Annotated in this window: 12 protein-coding genes; 6 read left to right on the plus strand and 6 right to left on the minus strand. The window is 70.6% G+C overall.

Annotated elements, in window-relative coordinates; translation table 11 throughout:
* The first annotated feature begins 54 nt into the window (after positions 1-54).
* The 6 genes from ACIP4X_RS09770 (at position 55) to ACIP4X_RS09795 (ending at position 8,379) form a co-directional block, all read left to right on the plus strand.
* A complete protein-coding gene (locus tag ACIP4X_RS09770) occupies positions 55-786 on the plus strand; it encodes a cyclic nucleotide-binding domain-containing protein (RefSeq protein ID WP_391456005.1) in 732 nt (243 codons plus the stop codon).
* Between the two features lie 158 nt (positions 787-944).
* A complete protein-coding gene (locus tag ACIP4X_RS09775; protein WP_358736324.1) occupies positions 945-2,171 on the plus strand; it encodes a hypothetical protein in 1,227 nt (408 codons plus the stop codon).
* Positions 2,168-4,384, plus strand: a complete 2,217-nt coding sequence (locus tag ACIP4X_RS09780) for a hypothetical protein (RefSeq protein WP_358736326.1) — start codon at positions 2,168-2,170, stop codon at positions 4,382-4,384. The genes ACIP4X_RS09775 and ACIP4X_RS09780 overlap by 4 nt, the downstream gene beginning before the upstream one ends.
* A gap of 26 nt (positions 4,385-4,410) precedes the next feature.
* Positions 4,411-5,832: a PE-PGRS family protein gene (locus ACIP4X_RS09785; protein ID WP_401347612.1), complete on the plus strand. Its 1,422-nt coding sequence runs from the start codon at positions 4,411-4,413 to the stop codon at positions 5,830-5,832.
* Positions 5,829-6,362: a Pycsar system effector family protein gene (locus ACIP4X_RS09790; protein ID WP_401347614.1), complete on the plus strand. Its 534-nt coding sequence runs from the start codon at positions 5,829-5,831 to the stop codon at positions 6,360-6,362. The genes ACIP4X_RS09785 and ACIP4X_RS09790 overlap by 4 nt, the downstream gene beginning before the upstream one ends.
* A gap of 964 nt (positions 6,363-7,326) precedes the next feature.
* Positions 7,327-8,379: a M48 family metalloprotease gene (locus ACIP4X_RS09795; RefSeq protein WP_401347617.1), complete on the plus strand. Its 1,053-nt coding sequence runs from the start codon at positions 7,327-7,329 to the stop codon at positions 8,377-8,379.
* Positions 8,380-8,443: 64 nt separating this feature from the next.
* On the opposite strand, the gene ACIP4X_RS09800 is transcribed toward ACIP4X_RS09795, so the two are convergent.
* The 6 genes from ACIP4X_RS09800 to rplA form a co-directional block, all read right to left on the minus strand.
* Positions 8,444-12,343, minus strand: coding sequence for a DNA-directed RNA polymerase subunit beta' (locus ACIP4X_RS09800; RefSeq protein ID WP_358736333.1), 3,900 nt, complete (start codon positions 12,341-12,343; stop codon positions 8,444-8,446).
* Positions 12,344-12,439: 96 nt separating this feature from the next.
* Positions 12,440-15,925: a DNA-directed RNA polymerase subunit beta gene (gene rpoB / locus ACIP4X_RS09805; RefSeq protein ID WP_401347620.1), complete on the minus strand. Its 3,486-nt coding sequence runs from the start codon at positions 15,923-15,925 to the stop codon at positions 12,440-12,442.
* Positions 15,926-16,533: 608 nt separating this feature from the next.
* The gene (gene rplL, locus ACIP4X_RS09810) at positions 16,534-16,917 is read right to left on the minus strand and encodes a 50S ribosomal protein L7/L12 (RefSeq protein WP_358736337.1); all 384 of its coding nucleotides are present in this window, start codon (positions 16,915-16,917) and stop codon (positions 16,534-16,536) included.
* Between the two features lie 117 nt (positions 16,918-17,034).
* Positions 17,035-17,565: a 50S ribosomal protein L10 gene (rplJ, locus tag ACIP4X_RS09815; protein WP_100569727.1), complete on the minus strand. Its 531-nt coding sequence runs from the start codon at positions 17,563-17,565 to the stop codon at positions 17,035-17,037.
* 293 nt (positions 17,566-17,858) lie between these two features.
* The gene (locus ACIP4X_RS09820; protein WP_401347623.1) at positions 17,859-18,791 is read right to left on the minus strand and encodes a hypothetical protein; all 933 of its coding nucleotides are present in this window, start codon (positions 18,789-18,791) and stop codon (positions 17,859-17,861) included.
* 188 nt (positions 18,792-18,979) lie between these two features.
* Positions 18,980-19,705: a 50S ribosomal protein L1 gene (gene rplA / locus ACIP4X_RS09825; RefSeq protein WP_358736341.1), complete on the minus strand. Its 726-nt coding sequence runs from the start codon at positions 19,703-19,705 to the stop codon at positions 18,980-18,982.
* Positions 19,706-19,766 lie beyond the last annotated feature (61 nt).

Below are 19,766 nucleotides of genomic sequence, written 5' to 3' on the forward strand. Positions count from 1 at the left end.
CCGCCGTGTGCTTTCAGTACGTTGATCCGTCCGCTGCGGGCGACGAATCGGGGGATGGGCATGGCGACGGCATGGACGGCGGCGCACTCGCCGGACGACGGGGGCCTGGACGACCGGGTGCCGTTCCTGGCCCGGCTGGAGACGGAGGACCGCTCGGCGCTGCTGTCGCTCGGCCACGAGCTGGGGTTCGGTCCGCGGATGGTGCTCCTCCGCCAGAACGAGCCCTCCTCCTACGTGCTCTTCCTCGTGCACGGCTGGACGAAGGTCACCGCGTCGGCCGCCAACGGCTACGAGGCGCTGCTCGCGCTGCGCGGGCCGGGCGACGTCATCGGCGAGTCGGCGGCGCTGACCGGCCGGACCCGCTCGGCCACCGTGACCGCGCTGGAGCAGGTGCGGGCCGTGGCCGTGCAGCGCGAGCGCTTCACCAGGTTCCTCGCGAGCTCCCCCGCCGTCTCCTTCGCGCTGCTCGCCCTCGTCTCCGACCGCACCCGCACCGCGGACCGGCGCCGTCTGGAGTTCGCGTCCATGACCGTCGCGGAGCGGTTCACGACCCTGCTGCTCGACCTGGCCCGCACCCACGGGCGCCGTACCGACGAGGGCGTCGAGCTGTCGGTGCCGCTGAGCAAACAGGAACTCGCGGGCTCGGTGGGCGCCTCCCGCGAGGCGGTGCAGCGGCTCCTGAAGGGGCTGCGGGAGCGGGACGTGGTCCGCACCGGGCGACGGGCGCTCGTGATCGTACGGCCGGACGTGCTGCGCAGGATCGCGCGGGCGGAGACACCTCGGTAGGCGGGCGCGCGGGCCGGGGCGCCTTCTGTGCACACGGTCACAGTCCGAATGGGTCATCGGTCCTCACGCCCCTTCGGCCCCTCACGCCACTCTTCTGGCGTCGGCGTGACCCGAGCCGGTACGGCACCCGCCGGTACGGCAGATCCAGAGAGGCGACCATGAACGACCCCGTGGGCCGGACGATGCTTCTGCTCGACATCGAGAGGTACAGCGACCGGGACGACGTGGAGCAGGCGTATCTGCGACGCGTCCTGTACAACATCGCCGACCGGGCCCTCGAGCACGCGGGCATCGACGAGACGTGCCGCCTGCGGGCCGACCGGGGCGACTCCGTCATGGAGCTGATCGACGCGGGCGCCTCCGTGACGGCACTGCTGCGGGCCCTGCTCACCGAGGTGCCGGCCCAGTTGCACGGGTACAACCGGCTGGCGTCGAGTTCGGCGCAGATCCGGCTCAGGGGCGTGGTCGCCACCGGGTACGTGGCCGTCGACGAACACGGCGGCTGGGTCGGCTCCGACCTGAACCACGCCTGCCGGCTGCTCGACGCGCCGCTGCTGCGCGCCGCCCTGCGGGAGCGGGCCGACGGTTTCGCGCTGTGCGTGTCGGAGGGCGTGCACTCGGGGATCGTGCGCCACGACCACCACGGCGTCCCGGCCGCCGTCTTCCACGCGGTGACCCTGACCAGCAAGAACGGCCTGCTGCGCGCCTGGCTCCACGGGCCGGTACCGCGCGGCACCGCAGACCACGGTGACACGGGGGTGGGGGAAACCCCGGTGCCGGGCACGTCGGGGGACGTCCCAGCACCGGGGCCACCCCCCGAGCCACCCCGCCCGGACACGCCCACACCGGAAACACGGACACCCGGGCCACCGACACCCGGCTCGTCCGCGCCTGCGGCGCCCACGCCGGAAACAACAGCCGAGGCACCGACCGCCCCGACGTCACCGGCCGAGAGGGCACCCGCGCCCCAGGCACCGGCGCCCAACTCGTCCGCACCCGCGGCGCACGCGCCGGAAACACCGGCCGAGGTGCCGACCGCGCCGACGTCACCGGCCGAGAGGCTGCCCGCGCCCGGGGCACCGGCTCTCGACTCGTCCGCACCCGCGGCGCACACGCCCGGCTCGCCCGCAGCCGCAGCGACCCCGCCGGAAACACCGGCCGAGGCGCCGGCCGCGCACGGAGCACCGGCGTCCAACCCACCCGCGCCTGCGGCGTCCGCCGCACCGGCGGCCGGGCAGCCTGTGGGCGGGGGTGTCGTGTTCAACTTTGGTAGTGGGTCGCCTCGTTTCGGGGGGAGTCTCGTGGGTGGTGACCAGCACGGGGTGTCCGGCGGGCAGGTCACCGGGGACGTGCGCCTCGGCGGAACCGCGGGTGAGGAGTCGTGACGGCCTCGTCGGCGGGCGGGCCCGCCTCCGGCGACGGTTCGCCCGGTGCCGCTCCGCCCAAACAGCCCCCGCCCAGCCCCTCCCCACCGCGACAGGCCCCGCCCGGCCAGGCCCCGCCCGGACGGCCGGCGTCCGGCGAGGACCCGGTGTCCGACACCGGCATGGAGCCGGAGGCGGAGGGCACGCAGGAGGCCCGGGCCGCTCAGCGAGAGCTGTTCGCGCACACCCCGGGCTTCTTCCTCGGCGACGAGTCCCGCTTCGGCGGCAGCCTGGTCGGCGGTGCCCAGCACGGCGTGTCCGGCGGGCAGGTCACCGGAGACGTCTACCTGGGCGGCCGGACCGAGATCCACCACCACACCACCCCGGGCGCCGACCCCGACGCCTTCGGCGAGATACCCCACGAGCGGATCAAGGAGCTCGCGGCCGTCTTCGCCGAAGGCCCCGGCTTCGCCACCGCGCTGAAACGGTTGCGCGAGGAACGGGTGCTGGTCCTCTCCGGCGCCCACGCCACCGGCCGCCACGCCGCCGCCCTGATGCTGCTGCACCACCTCGGCGTCCCGGCCGTCCACGCGCTGAGCCCCGAGACCACGCCCGCCGCGCTCAGCGGCCTGCTCACCCAGCCCGGCGGCTACGTCCTGCGCGACCTGCCCCTCAGCCGCAACCGCCCGCTGCGCGACACCCACCTGTTCGCGGTGCGGGACCAGCTCGTCAAAGCAGGCGGCCACCTCGTCATCACGGTCGAGAACTCGCCCCACCTGCCCGGCGTCACCCCCTGCCCGTGGGCGCCCCCGCCCGCCGAGGACGTCGTACGGGCCCTGCTCGACCGCCGCAGACCCGCCGACACCGACGCCCTGCTCGCGCTCCCGCCGGTGGCCGGCTTCCTCACCGGCGCCGACCGCCACCCGGCCGAGGCCGCCGCGTTCGGCGAGGCACTGGCGGCCTACGACGGCGGCCAGGACGCGCTGGCACGGCTGGCGGACTTCGGACGGGCCGCCGTGGAGAAGCAGTGCCGGGACTGGCTCGGCGACCCGGAGACCGGCCTGCGCGACAAGGCATTCCTCATCGCGCTGGCCGTCTTCGACCAGGCGCCGTACGTCCTCGCCGCCGAACTCGCCGACAAGCTGTTCGTGCAGTTCGAACGCCTGCAGAACCCCGACAGACCGCCGACCATCCCGGTGTTCGGACCGGCCGCCAAGGACCGCCTCGACCTCGCACGGGCCGACGGTGAGGTACGGCAGGAACAGACCGAATGGGGCCCGGTCCCCCAGTTCATGGCCGCCTTCCGCGACGAGCGCACCCCCCAGGTGCTGCTCACCGAGGTGTGGACCAGCCACCCCTCGGCCCGCCCGGCCCTGGTCGACTGGCTGCGGCAGCTCGCCCAAGACGGCCGCCCCCTGGTCCGCACCCGCGCCGCCGCGGCCACCGCACTGCTCGCCGCCGCCGACCTGCCCTCCACGACGGCACTGCTCGTCGACGGCTGGGCCACCGCACGCTCCGTCGGCCCGCGCGTCACCGCCGCCAACACCCTCACACTGGCCCAGCTCCTCGGCCCGCCGGTCGTTCTGCGGCTGCTCACCCAGTGGTGCAACGACGGCCAGTGGGGGCGACGGTGGACCGCCATCCGCGCCCTCGGCCTGCTCGCCCCGCTCCGCCCCGACCTCGCCGGACCGGCCCTCGACGCGCTGGCCTCCCGTGCCCGGGTCGACGCCAGCAGCCAACCAGAGCGGGACAACCTCACCGAGTCCGCCGCCCTGCTGCTGTCCGCCGGACACCGCCGGGGCGAGGTGCTCGCCGAGTTCGTACGGCTGCTGTACCGGGACACCCCCGCGGTCCGCGGCCTCGCCCTGGCCGCCTTCATCCGCGCCTGCGACAACGACGAGGACGGCGCGCTCGTCGGCTGGTACGCCGAGAGCGGCATGTACCAGGCGGACGCGGCCCGCGACCTGGCCACCCTGTGGCGCACCGCCCTCAACGACCACGCCCAGACCCGCGACGCGCTGTACGCCCTCCAGACCTGGGTGCACGTCGCCACCCGCCGCACCGACGCGGCACGGGCCCTGGAGCTGCTGCTGCCCGCGCTGGTCGTCACCGCGGAGGACCGCAAGCGGCTCGAACACGAACTGCGCACCATGCGCGCCGAGGACGGCGGTCCGCAACCGCCGTTGGCCAGGCACCTGCTCACGGTGCTGCGTCCGGCGCCCGCCCCGCACTGAACCACAGCAAGCAGAGGAGCTGAACCATGGCGGACTTCCGCCGACGGCCGGAGTGGACGCAGAACGCCGACCGGCACACCGCGCTCGTCGACCCGGTGCTCACCGTGCGCCCCATATCGCGGTTCGACTACACCGTCCGCCGGCAGGTCGGCCCGATCGACCACGCCCTCGTCTTCGTCACCGCGAGCGGCTCGTACGACGTCTTCCTGCCGCCGCGCCGCCCGAGCCGCGCCGAGGCGGTGGCCCGTCACTACACCTCCGTCTACGAGGTCGACATGGGCAGCCACCCCGTCCAACTGGAACTCGAACTGCCCAGCGACGACGACGCGTTCGCCTTCGGAGCGACCGCCGACCTGACCTGGCGGGTGGCGGACCCGGTCGCCTTCGTGGCGAGCGGCGAACGGGACGTGCCGACCCGGCTCACCCGCGAACTCCAGCAGACGGCACGCCCGGTCACCCGGCGCTTCTCCATCGAGGAGAGCCCCGCCGCCGAACTGGCCCTGCAGCGGGCGGTCGAGGAGGACGCCTCCTTCGCCGCGGGCACCGGTCTGAACGTGGCCTGCGTGGTGCGGCTGCGGCTGGACGACGACGCCATCGCCCACCGCCGGCGCAAGCGCTCGCTGCGCTACGAGTCGGAGATGCTCGACCCCGAGCACGAGTACGCGATGCGGCAGGCGCAACTCCAGCACCAACTGGAGGTCCTGCGCGAGCAGCAGTCCCAGGAACTGGTCGCGAAGAAGATCGCCTTCTACCAGTACTGGCTCCAGCACGGCGGTGTCGGCTCCTGGGCCATGCACCTGGCGGCCCACCCCGAGGACACCCGGATGGTCGTCGGCACCCTGCAGAACGACCAGCTCGGCGCCATCCGCAAGGAGCTCGAACTGATCGCCGGGGACACCCTGGAGGACTACCAGAAGGCCGATTCGGCCCGCACCGTCCTGCGCTCCGTCGACAACCTCATCCACGAGCAGGCCGCGCCGCCCCAGGCCCTGCCGCCGGGCGTGCCCCCGCAACCGCCTTACGGCACGCAGCCCTACGCCCCGCCCCCGCCGCCCACCCAACCACCGTCACCTCACGGCACGTACGGCGCCCCGTCGCCGTACGGCACGCCGGGCACGACGCCGTACGACCAGCCGCCGCAGGGGCAACCGCCGTACGGACAACAGCCGTCGGAAGGCCCGACGCCCGGTGGGCCGCCGTACGGACAGCCACCGTCGGCACCCGCTCCGCCGGCCTGCGGACCGCCCCCGTCGGGACCGGCGACGCCCGGTGAGGCGACGTACGGACAGCCGCCCCACGGCGCGGCGTCTCCCGTCTCCGCGACGCCTCCCCCTCCGCCTCCGCCGGCCGGCCCTCCGCTGACGCTCGTCTCCGACGGGCCCGCGCCCGCCGTACCGCCCGCGCCCGGCGCCGCCCAGGAGCAGCCCCCCGAGGCGGGGTCGGCATGACCGCCCCCGGCATCACCGCGCCCCCGGCCGCCCCCACCGCCTCCGCCGACCGCACGGCGCAAGGGCTGCTCGCCGAGCTGCACGACGAGATCGCGCGCGCCGACACCAAGGCCTCCGTCCTGGTGGCGGCGCTGGGCATGACGGCCGGAGTGTTCACCGGGCTGGTCGCCGGCAAGGACTGGTCGCCGAGCAAGCTCTCCGGTCCAGGGACCGCACTGTGGTGGGCCGGGACGGCGGCGCTGGTCCTGTCACTGGTCGCGCTGCTGCTCGCGGTGCTGCCCCGCTTCGGTCCCGGGTCGTGGGCCGAGGGGCGCCCCCTGTGCTACTTCGGCGACATCCAGCAGGCGGTACGGGCGGGACGGCTCGCCGAGGCGCTCGCCGACACCGAGCGGGATCCGGGCGCCGCCGTGCTGGCCGCGCTCACCGAGAAGAGCCGGATCGCGGTGTCCAAGCACCGCTGGATCCGCACCGGCCTGGTCTCGTTCTGCGTCGGCACCCTGCTCCTGCCCGCCGCCGCGCTCGTCGGCTGACGTCCCCTCCCCACTCGAAGGAGCCCCGCTCATGTCCCGGCCGCCGGACCCCGCCGTACCGCCCCCGTACCCCGAACCGTCCTCGCCCGAGGCCACGGCTCCACTGCCACCCGCCTACCCCGCCCCACCGCCGTATCCGGGAACGCCCCAACCCCCCGCAGCCACACCGCAAGCCCCGCCCGCCACTTCAAGCCGACTCACCGCACCCCCGGCGTACCCGACCCCCGCCCCCACGGCCCAACCGAGCGCTCTCCCAAACCAGCCCACCGCACCCCCGGCGTACCCGACCGCCGCACCCACAGGCCAACCGACCGCCCCTCCAAGCCGGCCTGCCGCGCCCCCGGCGTATCCGACAGCCGCCTCCACGGCCGATCCGACCACCCCTCCAGGCCGGCCTGCCGCGCCCCCGATCCACCCGACCGCTGCACCCACGGCCCAACCGACTGCTCTTCCAAACCAACCCCCCGCGCCCCCGGCCTACCCAACGGCCGCCCCCACAGGTCAACCGGCCACACCTCCGAGCCACGCCGCCGCATCCCCGGCGCATCCGGCTGCCGCTCCCCCGGTTTCTCCGGCCCCCGCGCCTTCGTCCCATCCGGCCGCCGCTTCAAGCCGTCCCACCGCACCACCGGCCTACCGGACCGCCGCACCCCCGGTGCACCCGGCTGCCGCGCCTTCGTCCCATCCGGCCGCCCCTCCAAGCCACGCCGCCGCGCCACCGGCCTACCCGACCGCCGCACCCCCGGTGCACCTCACTGCCGCTCCCCGGGTATCTCCGGCCACCCCACCCACCGCTCATCCGACCGTCGGCCCACCCACGGCACATCCCACCGCCGCCGCACCCCCGTACCCGGGCGCGCCCCCGGCTTACCCGGCCGGTCCGCCGGCGCCGCCGGCCCTGTACCCGGGGCAGCAGCCAGCCCAGGGCCCCGCCCCGGGCCCGGCGTACCCGGGGCAGCTTCCCGTGCAGCCCCCGCCGTACCCCGCCCACGGTCAGCCTCCGCTGCCCCCGCGGGCCGCCGCGGGGCCGGACCCTCAGCCCTACGTCCCCGAGCCCGCCCCCGACGACCTCGACTACCGGCATCGCGGTGCGCGCGTGCACGTGGCCGAGCATCAGCGGGGGACCGACGCGACGGCGATCGGGCGGCTCGCGGTGCAGTTGCCCGGGGCCCTGGTGAGCGTGGCGCTGGTCAGCTCCCTCGCCCTCGGCATGTTCGGGGACGTCGTCGGAACGCTGGTCGTGCTGGCCTGGGTCGCCTCCGGCCTGCTCGTCTTCCACCGGCCGACCGAGCGGGCGTTCGCCCAGCACGTGCTCAAGCTCCGCCCGCCCACGCCGGAGGAGCGGGCCCGCCTGGAGCCGATCTGGAACGAGGTGACCGCCCGCGCGGGCATCGAGCCGGGCACGTACGAACTGATGGTGGAGAACAGCGACGAGCTGAACGCGGCGGCGGTGGCCGGTCATGTCGTCGGCGTCACGACCTACTCCCTCACCCGGATCCCGACCAGCAACCTGGCCGCCGTACTCGCGCACGAGCTGGGTCACCACACCGGCGGTCACGCCTGGGCCGGACTGCTCGGCTACTGGTACTCCCTGCCCGGCCGGATCGCCTGGGCGATGACCCGCGGGCTGGCCCGGTTCGCGCTCGCGGTCGCCGGCGTCTTCTCCGTCGCCGCGACCGGGTTCCTGATCCTGTTCATGGCGATGGCGGTGGCCGCCGCGTTCCTCACCGCCTGGTTCATCGCGATCCCCCTGGTGGTCGCCCCCTACCTGCTGGCCTACGCGGGCCGGCGCGGCGAGCTGCGGGCGGACCAGCAGGCCGCCGAGCTGGGCTTCGCCCGGCAACTCGCCGAGGTCCTCCACCACTTCCAGGCGGAGGAGGAGACGGCGAAGGCGGCTCTCGTCGCGCAGGGCCAACAGCTCAAGGAGCCCGGCGCCCTGGCCCGGCTCCTGTCCAGCCACCCGGACCACCACACCCGGCTGAGCGCCCTGGAGCCCTATCTGGGCCTGCGTCGCTGACGTTCCGGACACGCCGAAGGGCGGCCACCCCGCAGTGGGGGTGGCCGCCCTTCAAGCTGCTCGCTTACTGGTTGTACGGACCGTAGTCGTAGTCCTCCAGCGGAACGGCCTGGCCGGAGCCGGAGCCGAACGGCGAGTAGTCGATGTCGTCGTAGCCGACGGCCGAGTACATCGCGGCCTTGGCCTCCTCGGTCGGCTCGACCCGGATGTTGCGGTAGCGGGACAGGCCCGTACCGGCCGGGATGAGCTTACCGATGATGACGTTCTCCTTGAGGCCGATCAGGGAGTCGGACTTGGCGTTGATCGCCGCGTCCGTCAGAACCCTGGTCGTCTCCTGGAAGGACGCCGCCGACAGCCAGGACTCGGTCGCCAGCGAGGCCTTGGTGATACCCATCAGCTGCGGACGACCGGAGGCCGGGTGACCGCCCTCCTGGACCACACGACGGTTCTCGTGCTCGAACTTCGAGCGCTCGACCAGCTCGCCGGGCAGCAGCTCGGCGTCGCCGGACTCGATGATCGTCACGCGGCGGAGCATCTGCCGGATGATGATCTCGATGTGCTTGTCGTGGATCGACACACCCTGCGAGTTGTAGACCTTCTGGACCTCGCCGACCAGGTGGACCTGGACGGCACGCTGGCCCAGGATGCGCAGCACGTCGTGCGGGTTGGTGGCACCCACGGTGAGCTTCTGGCCCACCTCGACGTGGTCGCCCTCGCCGACCAGCAGACGAGCGCGCTTCGAGATCGGGAACGCCGTCTCGTCGCTGCCGTCGTCCGGGGTGATGACGATCTTCTTGGTCTTCTCGGTCTCCTCGATCCGGACGCGTCCGGCCGCCTCGGAGATCGGGGCGACACCCTTCGGCGTACGGGCCTCGAAGAGCTCGACGACACGCGGCAGACCCTGGGTGATGTCGTCACCGGCCACACCACCGGTGTGGAAGGTACGCATCGTCAGCTGGGTGCCGGGCTCACCGATGGACTGGGCGGCGATGATGCCGACCGCCTCACCGATGTCGACCAGCTTGCCGGTGGCGAGCGAACGGCCGTAGCACATGGCGCAGGTGCCCACCGCGGACTCGCAGGTCAGGACCGAGCGGGTCTTGACCTCGGAGACACCGCGGGAGACGAGCTCCTCGATGAGCACGTCGCCCAGGTCGGTGCCGGCCGGGGCCAGCACCTGGCCGTCGACCACGATGTCCTCGGCGAGGCAGCGCGCGTACACGGACGTCTCGACGTTGTCCGCCTTGCGCAGCACGCCGTCCGCGCCCCGCTCCGCGATGTGCAGCTTGAGGCCGCGCTCGGTGCCGCAGTCCTCCTCGCGGATGATGACGTCCTGGGAGACGTCGACCAGACGACGGGTGAGGTAACCGGAGTCGGCGGTACGCAGGGCGGTGTCGGCCAGACCCTTACGGGCACCGTGCGTGGAGATGAAGTACTCCAGCACGGACAGACCCTCACGGAACGACGCCTTGATGGGCCGCGGGATGGTCTCGTTCTTGGCGTTCGACACCAGACCGCGCATACCGGCGATCTGACGCATCTGCATCATGTTTCCTCGGGCGCCCGAGGAAACCATCATGAAGATCGGGTTGGTCTTCGGGAAGTTGTCGTTCATCGCCTCGGCGACCTCGTTGGTCGCCTTGGTCCAGATCGCGATGAGCTCCTGGGTGCGCTCGTCCTTGGTGATCAGACCGCGCTCGTACTGCTTCTGGACCTTCTCGTCCTGCGCCTCGTAGCCCTTGACGATCTCCTTCTTCGCCTCGGGAACGACGACGTCGGAGATGGCGACGGTGACACCGGAGCGGGTGGCCCAGTAGAAGCCGGACGACTTCAGGTTGTCGAGCGTGGCCGCCACGATGACCTTGGGGTAGCGCTCGGCGAGGTCGTTGACGATCTCGGAGAGCTGCTTCTTGCCCACCTCGTAGTCGACGAACGGGTAGTCCTCGGGCAGCAGCTCGTTGAAGAGCGCGCGACCCAGGGTCGTCTTCAGACGGAAGGAGTCACCCTGCTGCCACTCCGGCTCGCCCTCCTCGCGGGCCGGCGGGGTCCAGCCGCGCGGCGGGATGGTGCCCACCGGGAAGCGGACGTCCACCCGCGACTGGAGCGAGAGCTCGCCGGCGTCGAACGCCATGATCGCCTCGGCGACCGACGCGAAGGAGCGGTCCTCGCCCTTGGCCTCGCGGCCCTCGGCGTCGGTGGTGAGGAAGTACAGACCGAGGACCATGTCCTGGGTCGGCATCGTCACCGGACGGCCGTCGGCCGGCTTGAGGATGTTGTTCGAGGACAGCATCAGGATGCGGGCCTCGGCCTGCGCCTCCGCGGACAGCGGCAGGTGCACGGCCATCTGGTCACCGTCGAAGTCCGCGTTGAACGCGGTGCACACGAGCGGGTGGATCTGGATGGCCTTGCCCTCGACCAGCTGCGGCTCGAAGGCCTGGATGCCGAGGCGGTGCAGGGTGGGCGCACGGTTCAGCAGAACCGGGTGCTCCGCGATGACCTCTTCCAGCACGTCGTACACGACCGTGCGGCCGCGCTCGACCATGCGCTTGGCCGACTTGATGTTCTGCGCGTGGTTCAGGTCGACCAGGCGCTTCATCACGAACGGCTTGAAGAGCTCCAGCGCCATCGCCTTCGGCAGACCGCACTGGTGCAGCTTGAGCTGCGGGCCGACGACGATCACGGAACGGGCCGAGTAGTCGACGCGCTTGCCGAGCAGGTTCTGACGGAAGCGGCCCTGCTTGCCCTTGAGCATGTCGGACAGCGACTTCAGCGGACGGTTGCCGGGGCCCGTGACCGGGCGGCCGCGGCGGCCGTTGTCGAAGAGCGCGTCGACGGCCTCCTGGAGCATGCGCTTCTCGTTGTTCACGATGATCTCGGGCGCGCCGAGGTCGAGAAGCCGCTTCAGGCGGTTGTTGCGGTTGATGACGCGGCGGTACAGGTCGTTCAGGTCGGAGGTCGCGAAGCGGCCACCGTCCAGCTGCACCATCGGACGCAGGTCCGGCGGGATGACCGGCACGCAGTCCAGGACCATGCCCTTGGGGCTGTTGGACGTCTGCAGGAACGCGGAGACGACCTTCAGGCGCTTCAGGGCGCGGGTCTTCTTCTGGCCCTTGCCGGTGCGGATGATCTCGCGGAGCCTCTCGGCCTCTTCTTCGAGGTCGAAGGACTCCAGGCGCTTCTGCAGCGCCGCGGCACCCATCGAGCCGTCGAAGTACGTGCCGAACCGGTCGCGCAGCTCGCGGTAGAGCAGCTCGTCGCCCTCGAGGTCCTGGACCTTGAGGTTCTTGAACCGGGTCCACACCTCGTCGAGGCGGTCGATCTCGCGCTGCGCGCGGTCGCGCAGCTGCTTCATCTCACGCTCGGCACCCTCGCGCACCTTGCGGCGCACGTCGGCCTTGGCGCCCTCGGCCTCCAGCTCGGCGAGGTCCGCCTCGAGCTTCTTGGCGCGGGCCTCCAGGTCGGCGTCGCGGCGCTGCTCGATCTGCTGGCGCTCGACGGAGACGTGGGCCTCCAGCGACGGCAGGTCGCGGGTACGGCGCTCGTCGTCGACGTACGTGATCATGTACGCCGCGAAGTAGATGACCTTCTCCAGGTCCTTCGGGGCCAGGTCCAGCAGGTAGCCCAGGCGCGACGGGACGCCCTTGAAGTACCAGATGTGGGTGACGGGCGCGGCCAGCTCGATGTGGCCCATCCGCTCACGGCGCACCTTGGCGCGGGTGACCTCGACGCCGCAGCGCTCGCAGATGATGCCCTTGAAGCGGACACGCTTGTACTTGCCGCAGTAGCACTCCCAGTCCCGGGTGGGACCGAAGATCTTCTCGCAGAAGAGCCCGTCCTTTTCCGGCTTGAGGGTGCGGTAGTTGATCGTCTCGGGCTTCTTGACCTCACCGTGGCTCCACTGACGGATGTCGTCAGCGGTGGCCAGGCCGATCCGGAGCTCGTCGAAGAAGTTGACGTCGAGCACTATGCGTCAATCCCTCTCAGGGTTGTAAGTCTGTGGTCTGAAACGGGGGCCTGGGGGTCGGCGGGCCTCCTGGTCAGGAGGCCCGCCGGACTCCCGTCAGACCTCTTCGACGCTGCTCGGCTCGCGCCGGGACAGGTCGATGCCGAGCTCCTCCGCGGCGCGGAAGACATCCTCGTCGGTGTCACGCATCTCGATGGACATGCCGTCGCTGGACAGCACCTCCACGTTCAGGCACAGGGACTGCATCTCCTTGATGAGCACCTTGAAGGACTCGGGGATGCCGGGCTCGGGGATGTTCTCGCCCTTGACGATGGCCTCGTAGACCTTCACGCGGCCGGTGACGTCGTCGGACTTGATGGTCAGCAGCTCCTGGAGGGCGTAGGCGGCGCCGTAGGCCTCGAGGGCCCACACCTCCATCTCGCCGAAGCGCTGGCCACCGAACTGAGCCTTACCACCCAGCGGCTGCTGGGTGATCATCGAGTACGGACCGGTCGAACGCGCGTGCAGCTTGTCGTCGACCAGGTGGTGCAGCTTCAGGATGTACATGTAGCCGACCGAGATCGGCTCCGGGAACGGCTCACCGCTACGGCCGTCGAACAGCTGCGCCTTGCCGGACGGGAGGACCATGCGGTCGCCGTCGCGGTTCGGGATGGTGTGCTGGAGCAGACCCGCCAGCTCGTCCTCGCGGGCACCGTCGAAGACCGGGGTGGCCACGTTGGTGCCGGGGGCGACCTGGTCGGCGCCGATGGCCTGGAGGCGCTCGGCCCACTCGTCCGCGAGGCCGGAGACGTCCCAGCCGCGGCTGGCGAGCCAGCCGAGGTGGATCTCCAGGACCTGTCCCGGGTTCATTCGGGACGGCACACCCAGCGGGTTGAGGATGATGTCGACCGGGGTGCCGTCCTCCAGGAACGGCATGTCCTCGATCGGCAGGATCTTCGAGATGACGCCCTTGTTGCCGTGACGGCCGGCGAGCTTGTCACCGTCGGTGATCTTGCGCTTCTGCGCGACGTAGACGCGGACCAGCTGGTTCACGCCCGGCGGCAGCTCGTCGCCCTCCTCGCGGTCGAAGACGCGCACGCCGATGACCTTGCCGGTCTCGCCGTGCGGCACCTTCAGCGAGGTGTCACGGACCTCACGGGCCTTCTCACCGAAGATCGCGCGCAGCAGGCGCTCCTCGGGGGTCAGCTCGGTCTCGCCCTTCGGGGTCACCTTGCCGACGAGGATGTCGCCGGCGATGACCTCGGCGCCGATGCGGATGATGCCGCGCTCGTCGAGGTCGGCGAGGACCTCCTCGGAGACGTTCGGGATGTCCCGGGTGATCTCCTCGGGGCCGAGCTTGGTGTCACGGGCGTCGACCTCGTGCTCCTCGATGTGGATCGAGGAGAGGACGTCGTCCTGGACGAGGCGCTGCGACAGGATGATCGCGTCCTCGTAGTTGTGACCCTCCCACGGCATGAACGCGACGAGCAGGTTCTTGCCGAGCGCCATCTCGCCGTTCTGGGTGGCCGGGCCGTCGGCGAGGACCTGGCCCTCGACGACGCGGTCGCCCTCGTTGACGATGACCTTCTGGTTGACCGAGGTGCCCTGGTTGGAGCGGGCGAACTTGGCCAGGCGGTACGTGATGTACGTGCCGTCGTCGTTGGTCGTGGTGATGTAGTCGGCGGAGATCTCCTGGACCACACCGGCCTTCTCGGCCTTGACGACGTCGCCGGCGTCGACGGCGGAGCGGTACTCCATGCCGGTGCCGACGAGCGGGGACTCCGACTTGATGAGCGGAACGGCCTGGCGCATCATGTTCGCGCCCATGAGGGCACGGTTGGCGTCGTCGTGCTCGAGGAAGGGGATCATGGCGGTCGCGACCGACACCATCTGGCGCGGCGAGACGTCCATGTAGTCGACGTCCTCGGGGCTGACGTAGTCGACCTCGCCGCCACGGCGGCGGACCAGCACGCGGGCCTCGGCGAACCGCAGGTCGTCGCCGAGCGTGGCGTTGGCCTGCGCGATGACGAAGCGGTCCTCCTCGTCGGCGGTCAGGTAGTCGACCTCGTCGGTGACCTGGCCGTCGTTGACCTTGCGGTACGGGGTCTCGACGAAACCGAACGCGTTGACCCGGCCGTAGGAGGCGAGCGAGCCGATCAGACCGATGTTCGGGCCTTCCGGCGTCTCGATCGGGCACATGCGGCCGTAGTGCGAGGGGTGCACGTCACGGACCTCGAAGCCGGCCCGCTCACGGGAGAGACCACCCGGGCCAAGGGCCGACAGGCGGCGCTTGTGGGTGAGACCCGACAGCGGGTTGTTCTGGTCCATGAACTGCGACAGCTGGCTGGTGCCGAAGAACTCCTTGATGGAGGCGACGACCGGCCGGATGTTGATCAGGGTCTGCGGCGTGATCGCCTCGACGTCCTGCGTGGTCATGCGCTCGCGGACGACGCGCTCCATACGGGCCAGACCGGTGCGGACCTGGTTCTGGATGAGCTCGCCCACGCTGCGCAGACGGCGGTTGCCGAAGTGGTCGATGTCGTCGGTCTCGACGACGACCGTGTCGCCGTTGTCACCGGTGGTCTCGATCTCGCCGGCGTGCAGCTTCACCAGGTACTTGATCGTCGAGATGACGTCCTCGACGGTCAGGATGCCCGCGTCCAGCGGGGCGTCCGCACCCAGCTTCTTGTTGACCTTGTAGCGGCCGACCTTGGCCAGGTCGTAGCGCTTCGGGTTGAAGTACAGGTTCTCGAGCAGCGTCTGCGCGGCCTCACGCGTAGGGGGCTCGCCCGGGCGCAGCTTGCGGTAGATGTCCAGCAGCGCGTCGTCCTGGCCCTGGGTGTGGTCCTTCTCCAGGGTGGCGCGCATCGACTCGTACTCGCCGAACTCCTCGAGGATCTGCTCGCTGGTCCAGCCGAGCGCCTTCAGCAGGACGGTGACCGACTGCTTGCGCTTGCGGTCGATGCGGACACCGACCATGTCGCGCTTGTCGATCTCCATCTCCAGCCAGGCACCCCGGGACGGGATGATCTTGGCGGAGAAGATGTCCTTGTCGGACGTCTTGTCGATGGAGGAGTCGAAGTAGACACCGGGGGAACGGACCAGCTGCGACACCACGACACGCTCGGTGCCGTTGATGACGAAGGTGCCCTTGTTCGTCATGAGCGGGAAGTCACCCATGAAGACGGTCTGGGACTTGATCTCGCCGGTCTCGTTGTTGGTGAACTCGGCCGTGACGAAGAGCGGGGCCGCGTACGTGAAGTCGCGCTCCTTGCACTCGTCGATCGAGTTCTTGGGCGGCTCGAAGCGGTGGTCGCGGAACGTCAGCGACATCGACCCGGAGAAGTCCTCGATCGGGGAGATCTCCTCGAAGATCTCCTCGAGGCCGGACTTGGTGGGGACGTCCTGACCGGACTCCAGAGCGTCCTCGACGCGAGCCTTCCACGCGTCGTTGCCGAGCAGCCAGTCGAAGCTCTCGGTTTGCAGCGCGAGAAGGTTCGGAACCTCGAGGGGCTCCTTGATCTTTGCAAAGGAGATGCGCAGCGGGGCGGTGCTGGCGCCGTTGTTCGTATTCGCGGTCGAGGCGTTGCGCGAGGCGGCCAAGAGGGGGTCCTTCCGAGGGCTCGGACTCACTACGCGCGTACCGGCCCCCCGCCGACGCTTGCGGACAGGTCGTCCTGATCGGGCCGAAAGGCCAGGTCAAGGATGATCTGGTCGTCGTCGCTGAGGCGAGGGCATGCCCCTGGTGACGGGCAGGGGACAGCTAACAGGCAGCGCAAAGGGTCAGTGTAGCCACATGGCACACTGATGTCCAGTGCGGGTTTTTTGAGACCCTCGTAGTTGTCAACGTCTGCGGCATGCCTGCCCTCAACGCACCCTGATACTGCCCTCTTCGTCGTCGATCCATGCCTCGGATTCGGATCCTTGTGACGACGCGTCCTGAGAATTGCGCGCTGCGTGCGGTTCGTCAAGGCCTCCCATGGCCAAACCGGATGCTGCCATCGTCACGTGCAGCCCGCCGCCGGAAGCTCTGGAGGCACGACGAAGATCACCATACCCCTCCCTGCCGCGGGTGCAAGGCAGCCGTCACCGGCCCCCTCGAACGCCGAAGAGCGACCACCCGGATGGATGATCGCTCCTCGGTGCGTTCGCGTTACAGCCCTACGGGGCCGTGTTCAGCGCGCGTGAGTCCTTGGCGGACCCGTGAGGTCTTACTTGACCTCGACGGAGGCGCCGGCGCCCTTGAGGGACTCGGCGGCCTTCTCCGCGGCCTCCTTGTTGACCTTCTCGAGGACGGGCTTCGGCGCACCGTCGACCAGGTCCTTGGCCTCCTTCAGGCCGAGGGAGGTCAGCTCGCGCACGACCTTGATGACCTGGATCTTCTTGTCGCCGGCACCGGTGAGGATGACGTCGAACTCGTCCTGCTCCTCAGCGGCCTCGGCAACCGGGGCGCCCGGGCCGGCCATCATGACCGGGGCGGCCGCGGCGGCGGTGACGTCGAACTTCTCCTCGAAGGCCTTCACGAACTCGGAGAGCTCGATGAGGGTCATGTCCTCGAACTGCGCGAGCAGGTCTTCCTGGCTGAGCTTCGCCATGATGGGCGATCCTTCCACTAATTCGGCGGGTGCCGGATGTACTGGGTGTGGCGGGCGTACGTCGGCCCGCTGAGACCCTCGCCGCGTCAGGCGGCCAGGATCAGAAAGCGAGCCGAGTTACTCGGCACCGCCCTGCTCGTCCTGCTTGGCACGAAGCGCGTCCACGGTGCGGACGAGCTTCGACGGGAGCGCCTGGAAGACAGAGGCAGCCTGGGACTGCTTGCCCTTGAACGCACCGGCCAGCTTGGAGAGCAGAACCTCGCGGGACTCGAGGTCCGCAAGCTTCTTGATCTCGTCGGCGGACAGCGCCTTGCCGTCAAGGACACCGCCCTTGATGACGAGATTCGGGTTGTCCTTGGCGAAGTCACGGAGACCCTTCGCCGACTCCACCGGGTCACCGGTGACGAAGGCGACGGCCGTCGGACCAGCGAAGAGCTGGTCGTCCAGCGTGATCCCGGCCTCGTTGGCCGCAATCTTGGTCAGCGTGTTCTTCACCACGGCGTACTGGGCGTTCTCACCGAGCGACCGGCGCAGCGTCTTGAGCTGCGCCACGGTGAGACCGCGGTACTCGGTCAGCACGGCGGCGTTGGAGCTGCGGAACTTGTCCGTCAGCTCCGCAACCGCGGCAGCCTTGTCGGGCCTCGCCATAGAGCCTCGGCCTCCTTCCGGGTGATTCGGACCGCGCGGACCCGAAGGAGGACTGGGGAAAACGAAACGCCCCGGCGCAGGCGCTCGGGGCGGACTCGACCGGGCGCACACACGGGATCGACGTGTGCTCCGGGAGTTCTTCCACAGTCACCTGCGCGGGTCGTCCGCAGTTCAGCGGATCCTTCGGCCACCGCACCCTCGTTCGAGTGCACGGCAACGACCAGCGGTCTTTGGCTTCTGTGGGAGCGTACGGGAAGGCGTCATCGCAAAGCAAATCCGCCCCGGGACGCGGCTCAGGAGCTGATGCCGCTGCCGCCCGCGGCGGCGCCCTGCGACGCCATCAGGTCCTTGAAGTCGCTGGTGTCGCCGGCCGGGGGCGCCTGGACGGCGGTCTTCACCCCGTAGTCGCTGAAGTAGGCCGTGCTGGTCATGGTGCCGGTCGCCATCTCGGCCTTCTCCACCTTCTTGACCAGCAGGTTCTTGTCGTTGACCCAGATGTCGATGGCCTCCGTGGTGACCCCCGCCTCGCTGAGCTGCTTCTTCAGGTCGTCCATCTGGCGCTTGGGCAGGTTCGAGTTCTTGCCGGCGAAGTCGGCGACGTTCACCGTGCCCGCGTAGTGCGTGGTGTGCTCGCCGCGCACCGTCGCCTCGCCGACCTTCCTGACGTCCCCGGAGACCAGCAGCAGCTTCACCGACTGGTTCGGCGTGGCGCTCTTCAGCTGCTCCTGCATGTACGCGCCGGAGCCGCCGGCGAGGGCCCCCAGGTCCTCGTAGCGGTACCGGATCCAGTGCTTGCCGCCCACCTGCCGCGCGTAGGCGTCGCTCATGTGCGCGTAGTAGGCGTCGGGCAGGTACCGCGCCTCCATCGTCGTGGCGCCGATCTGGCGCATCGTCTCGGCGACCGTGCCACCGGTGTAGGTGAGCGTGAGCCGGCCGGTGAGGCCGTCGGCCCAGTCGAGGGTGCCGCTGCCCTTCATCGACATCAGGGTGCCGATGCTGGTCGTCGTCGTCACCCGGGCCGAGTCGGCCTCGGCCGTGGAGGTGTCGGCGGAGCGCAGGGCCGCGACGGGGCTCACCCTGGTGACGCCCCGGCCGGCCGCGCCGTCGTCCTTGCCCGAGCCCTTGGCGGAACCGGACGAGCCGCCCGAGGAGCAGGCGGTCAGTGCCGTCAGACAGGTCACCGCCACGACGGAGAGCGTGATACGGCGCGCGGTCGTGCTCTTCATTCGTCCCACCCCTATGCGGTTGCTGTGATCTTCACGCTAACGCAGCCCTGTGACAGGCGTACGGGAGTCGCACAGGACGTGGTGCACGGGCGTACGGAATACGCCGTACAGGAGTCCCGCGGAAAAGGGACGAGCCCCGCACCCGAAAAGGTTGCGGGACTCGTCCCTTCGCTGTGCGAGCCGTGGGCTCAGACCGCGGCCGGGTCCTCCTCGACGAGGAGGTTGCGGGTGCGGTTCGGGTCGACGGGGATGCCGGGGCCCATCGTGGTGGTGATGGCGGCCTTCTTGATGTAGCGACCCTTGGCGGCGGACGGCTTCAGACGGAGGATCTCCTCCAGGGCCGCGCCGTAGTTCTCCACCAGCTTGGTGTCGTCGAACGACGTCTTGCCGATGATGAAGTGCAGGTTCGAGTGCTTGTCGACGCGGAACTCGATCTTGCCGCCCTTGATGTCGGTGACGGCCTTGGTCACGTCGGGGGTGACGGTGCCGGTCTTCGGGTTCGGCATCAGACCACGCGGGCCGAGGACGCGGCCGAGACGGCCGACCTTGCCCATGAGGTCCGGGGTGGCGACGACGGCGTCGAAGTCCAGACGGCCCTTCGCCACCTCGTCGATCAGCTCGTCCGCGCCGACGATGTCGGCGCCGGCGGCACGCGCGGCCTCGGCACGGTCACCGGTCGCGAAGACCAGGACCCGGGCGGTCTTACCGGTGCCGTGCGGAAGGTTCACGGTGCCACGGACCATCTGGTCGGCCTTGCGCGGGTCGACACCCAGGCGGAAGGCGACCTCGACGGTGCCGTCGAACTTGGTCGTGGAGGTCTCCTTGGCGAGACGGACGGCCTCGAGCGGGGCGTACTGCTTGTCCCGGTCGATCTTGGCGTCCGCAGCGCGGAGAGCCTTGCTGCGCTTGCTCACAACTGCTCCTGTGTGTTCTGAAAGGAGTCGTGGTACGGGCCGAGCCGGCCCTGCCACGTGC

It is taken from the genome of Streptomyces sp. NPDC088817 (assembly GCF_044750345.1).
Lineage (GTDB): Bacteria > Actinomycetota > Actinomycetes > Streptomycetales > Streptomycetaceae > Streptomyces.

What these genes read in the sequence shown, in the direction of transcription:
- ACIP4X_RS09770 (WP_391456005.1), top strand. Translation starts at nt 55, where the DNA reads ATGGGCATGGCGACGGCATGGACGGCGGCGCACTCGCCGGACGACGGG.
- ACIP4X_RS09775 (WP_358736324.1), top strand. Translation starts at nt 945, where the DNA reads ATGAACGACCCCGTGGGCCGGACGATGCTTCTGCTCGACATCGAGAGG.
- ACIP4X_RS09785 (WP_401347612.1), top strand. Translation starts at nt 4,411, where the DNA reads ATGGCGGACTTCCGCCGACGGCCGGAGTGGACGCAGAACGCCGACCGG.
- ACIP4X_RS09790 (WP_401347614.1), top strand. Translation starts at nt 5,829, where the DNA reads ATGACCGCCCCCGGCATCACCGCGCCCCCGGCCGCCCCCACCGCCTCC.
- rplL (WP_358736337.1), bottom strand. Translation starts at nt 16,917, where the DNA reads ATGGCGAAGCTCAGCCAGGAAGACCTGCTCGCGCAGTTCGAGGACATG.
- rplJ (WP_100569727.1), bottom strand. Translation starts at nt 17,565, where the DNA reads ATGGCGAGGCCCGACAAGGCTGCCGCGGTTGCGGAGCTGACGGACAAG.
- ACIP4X_RS09820 (WP_401347623.1), bottom strand. Translation starts at nt 18,791, where the DNA reads ATGAAGAGCACGACCGCGCGCCGTATCACGCTCTCCGTCGTGGCGGTG.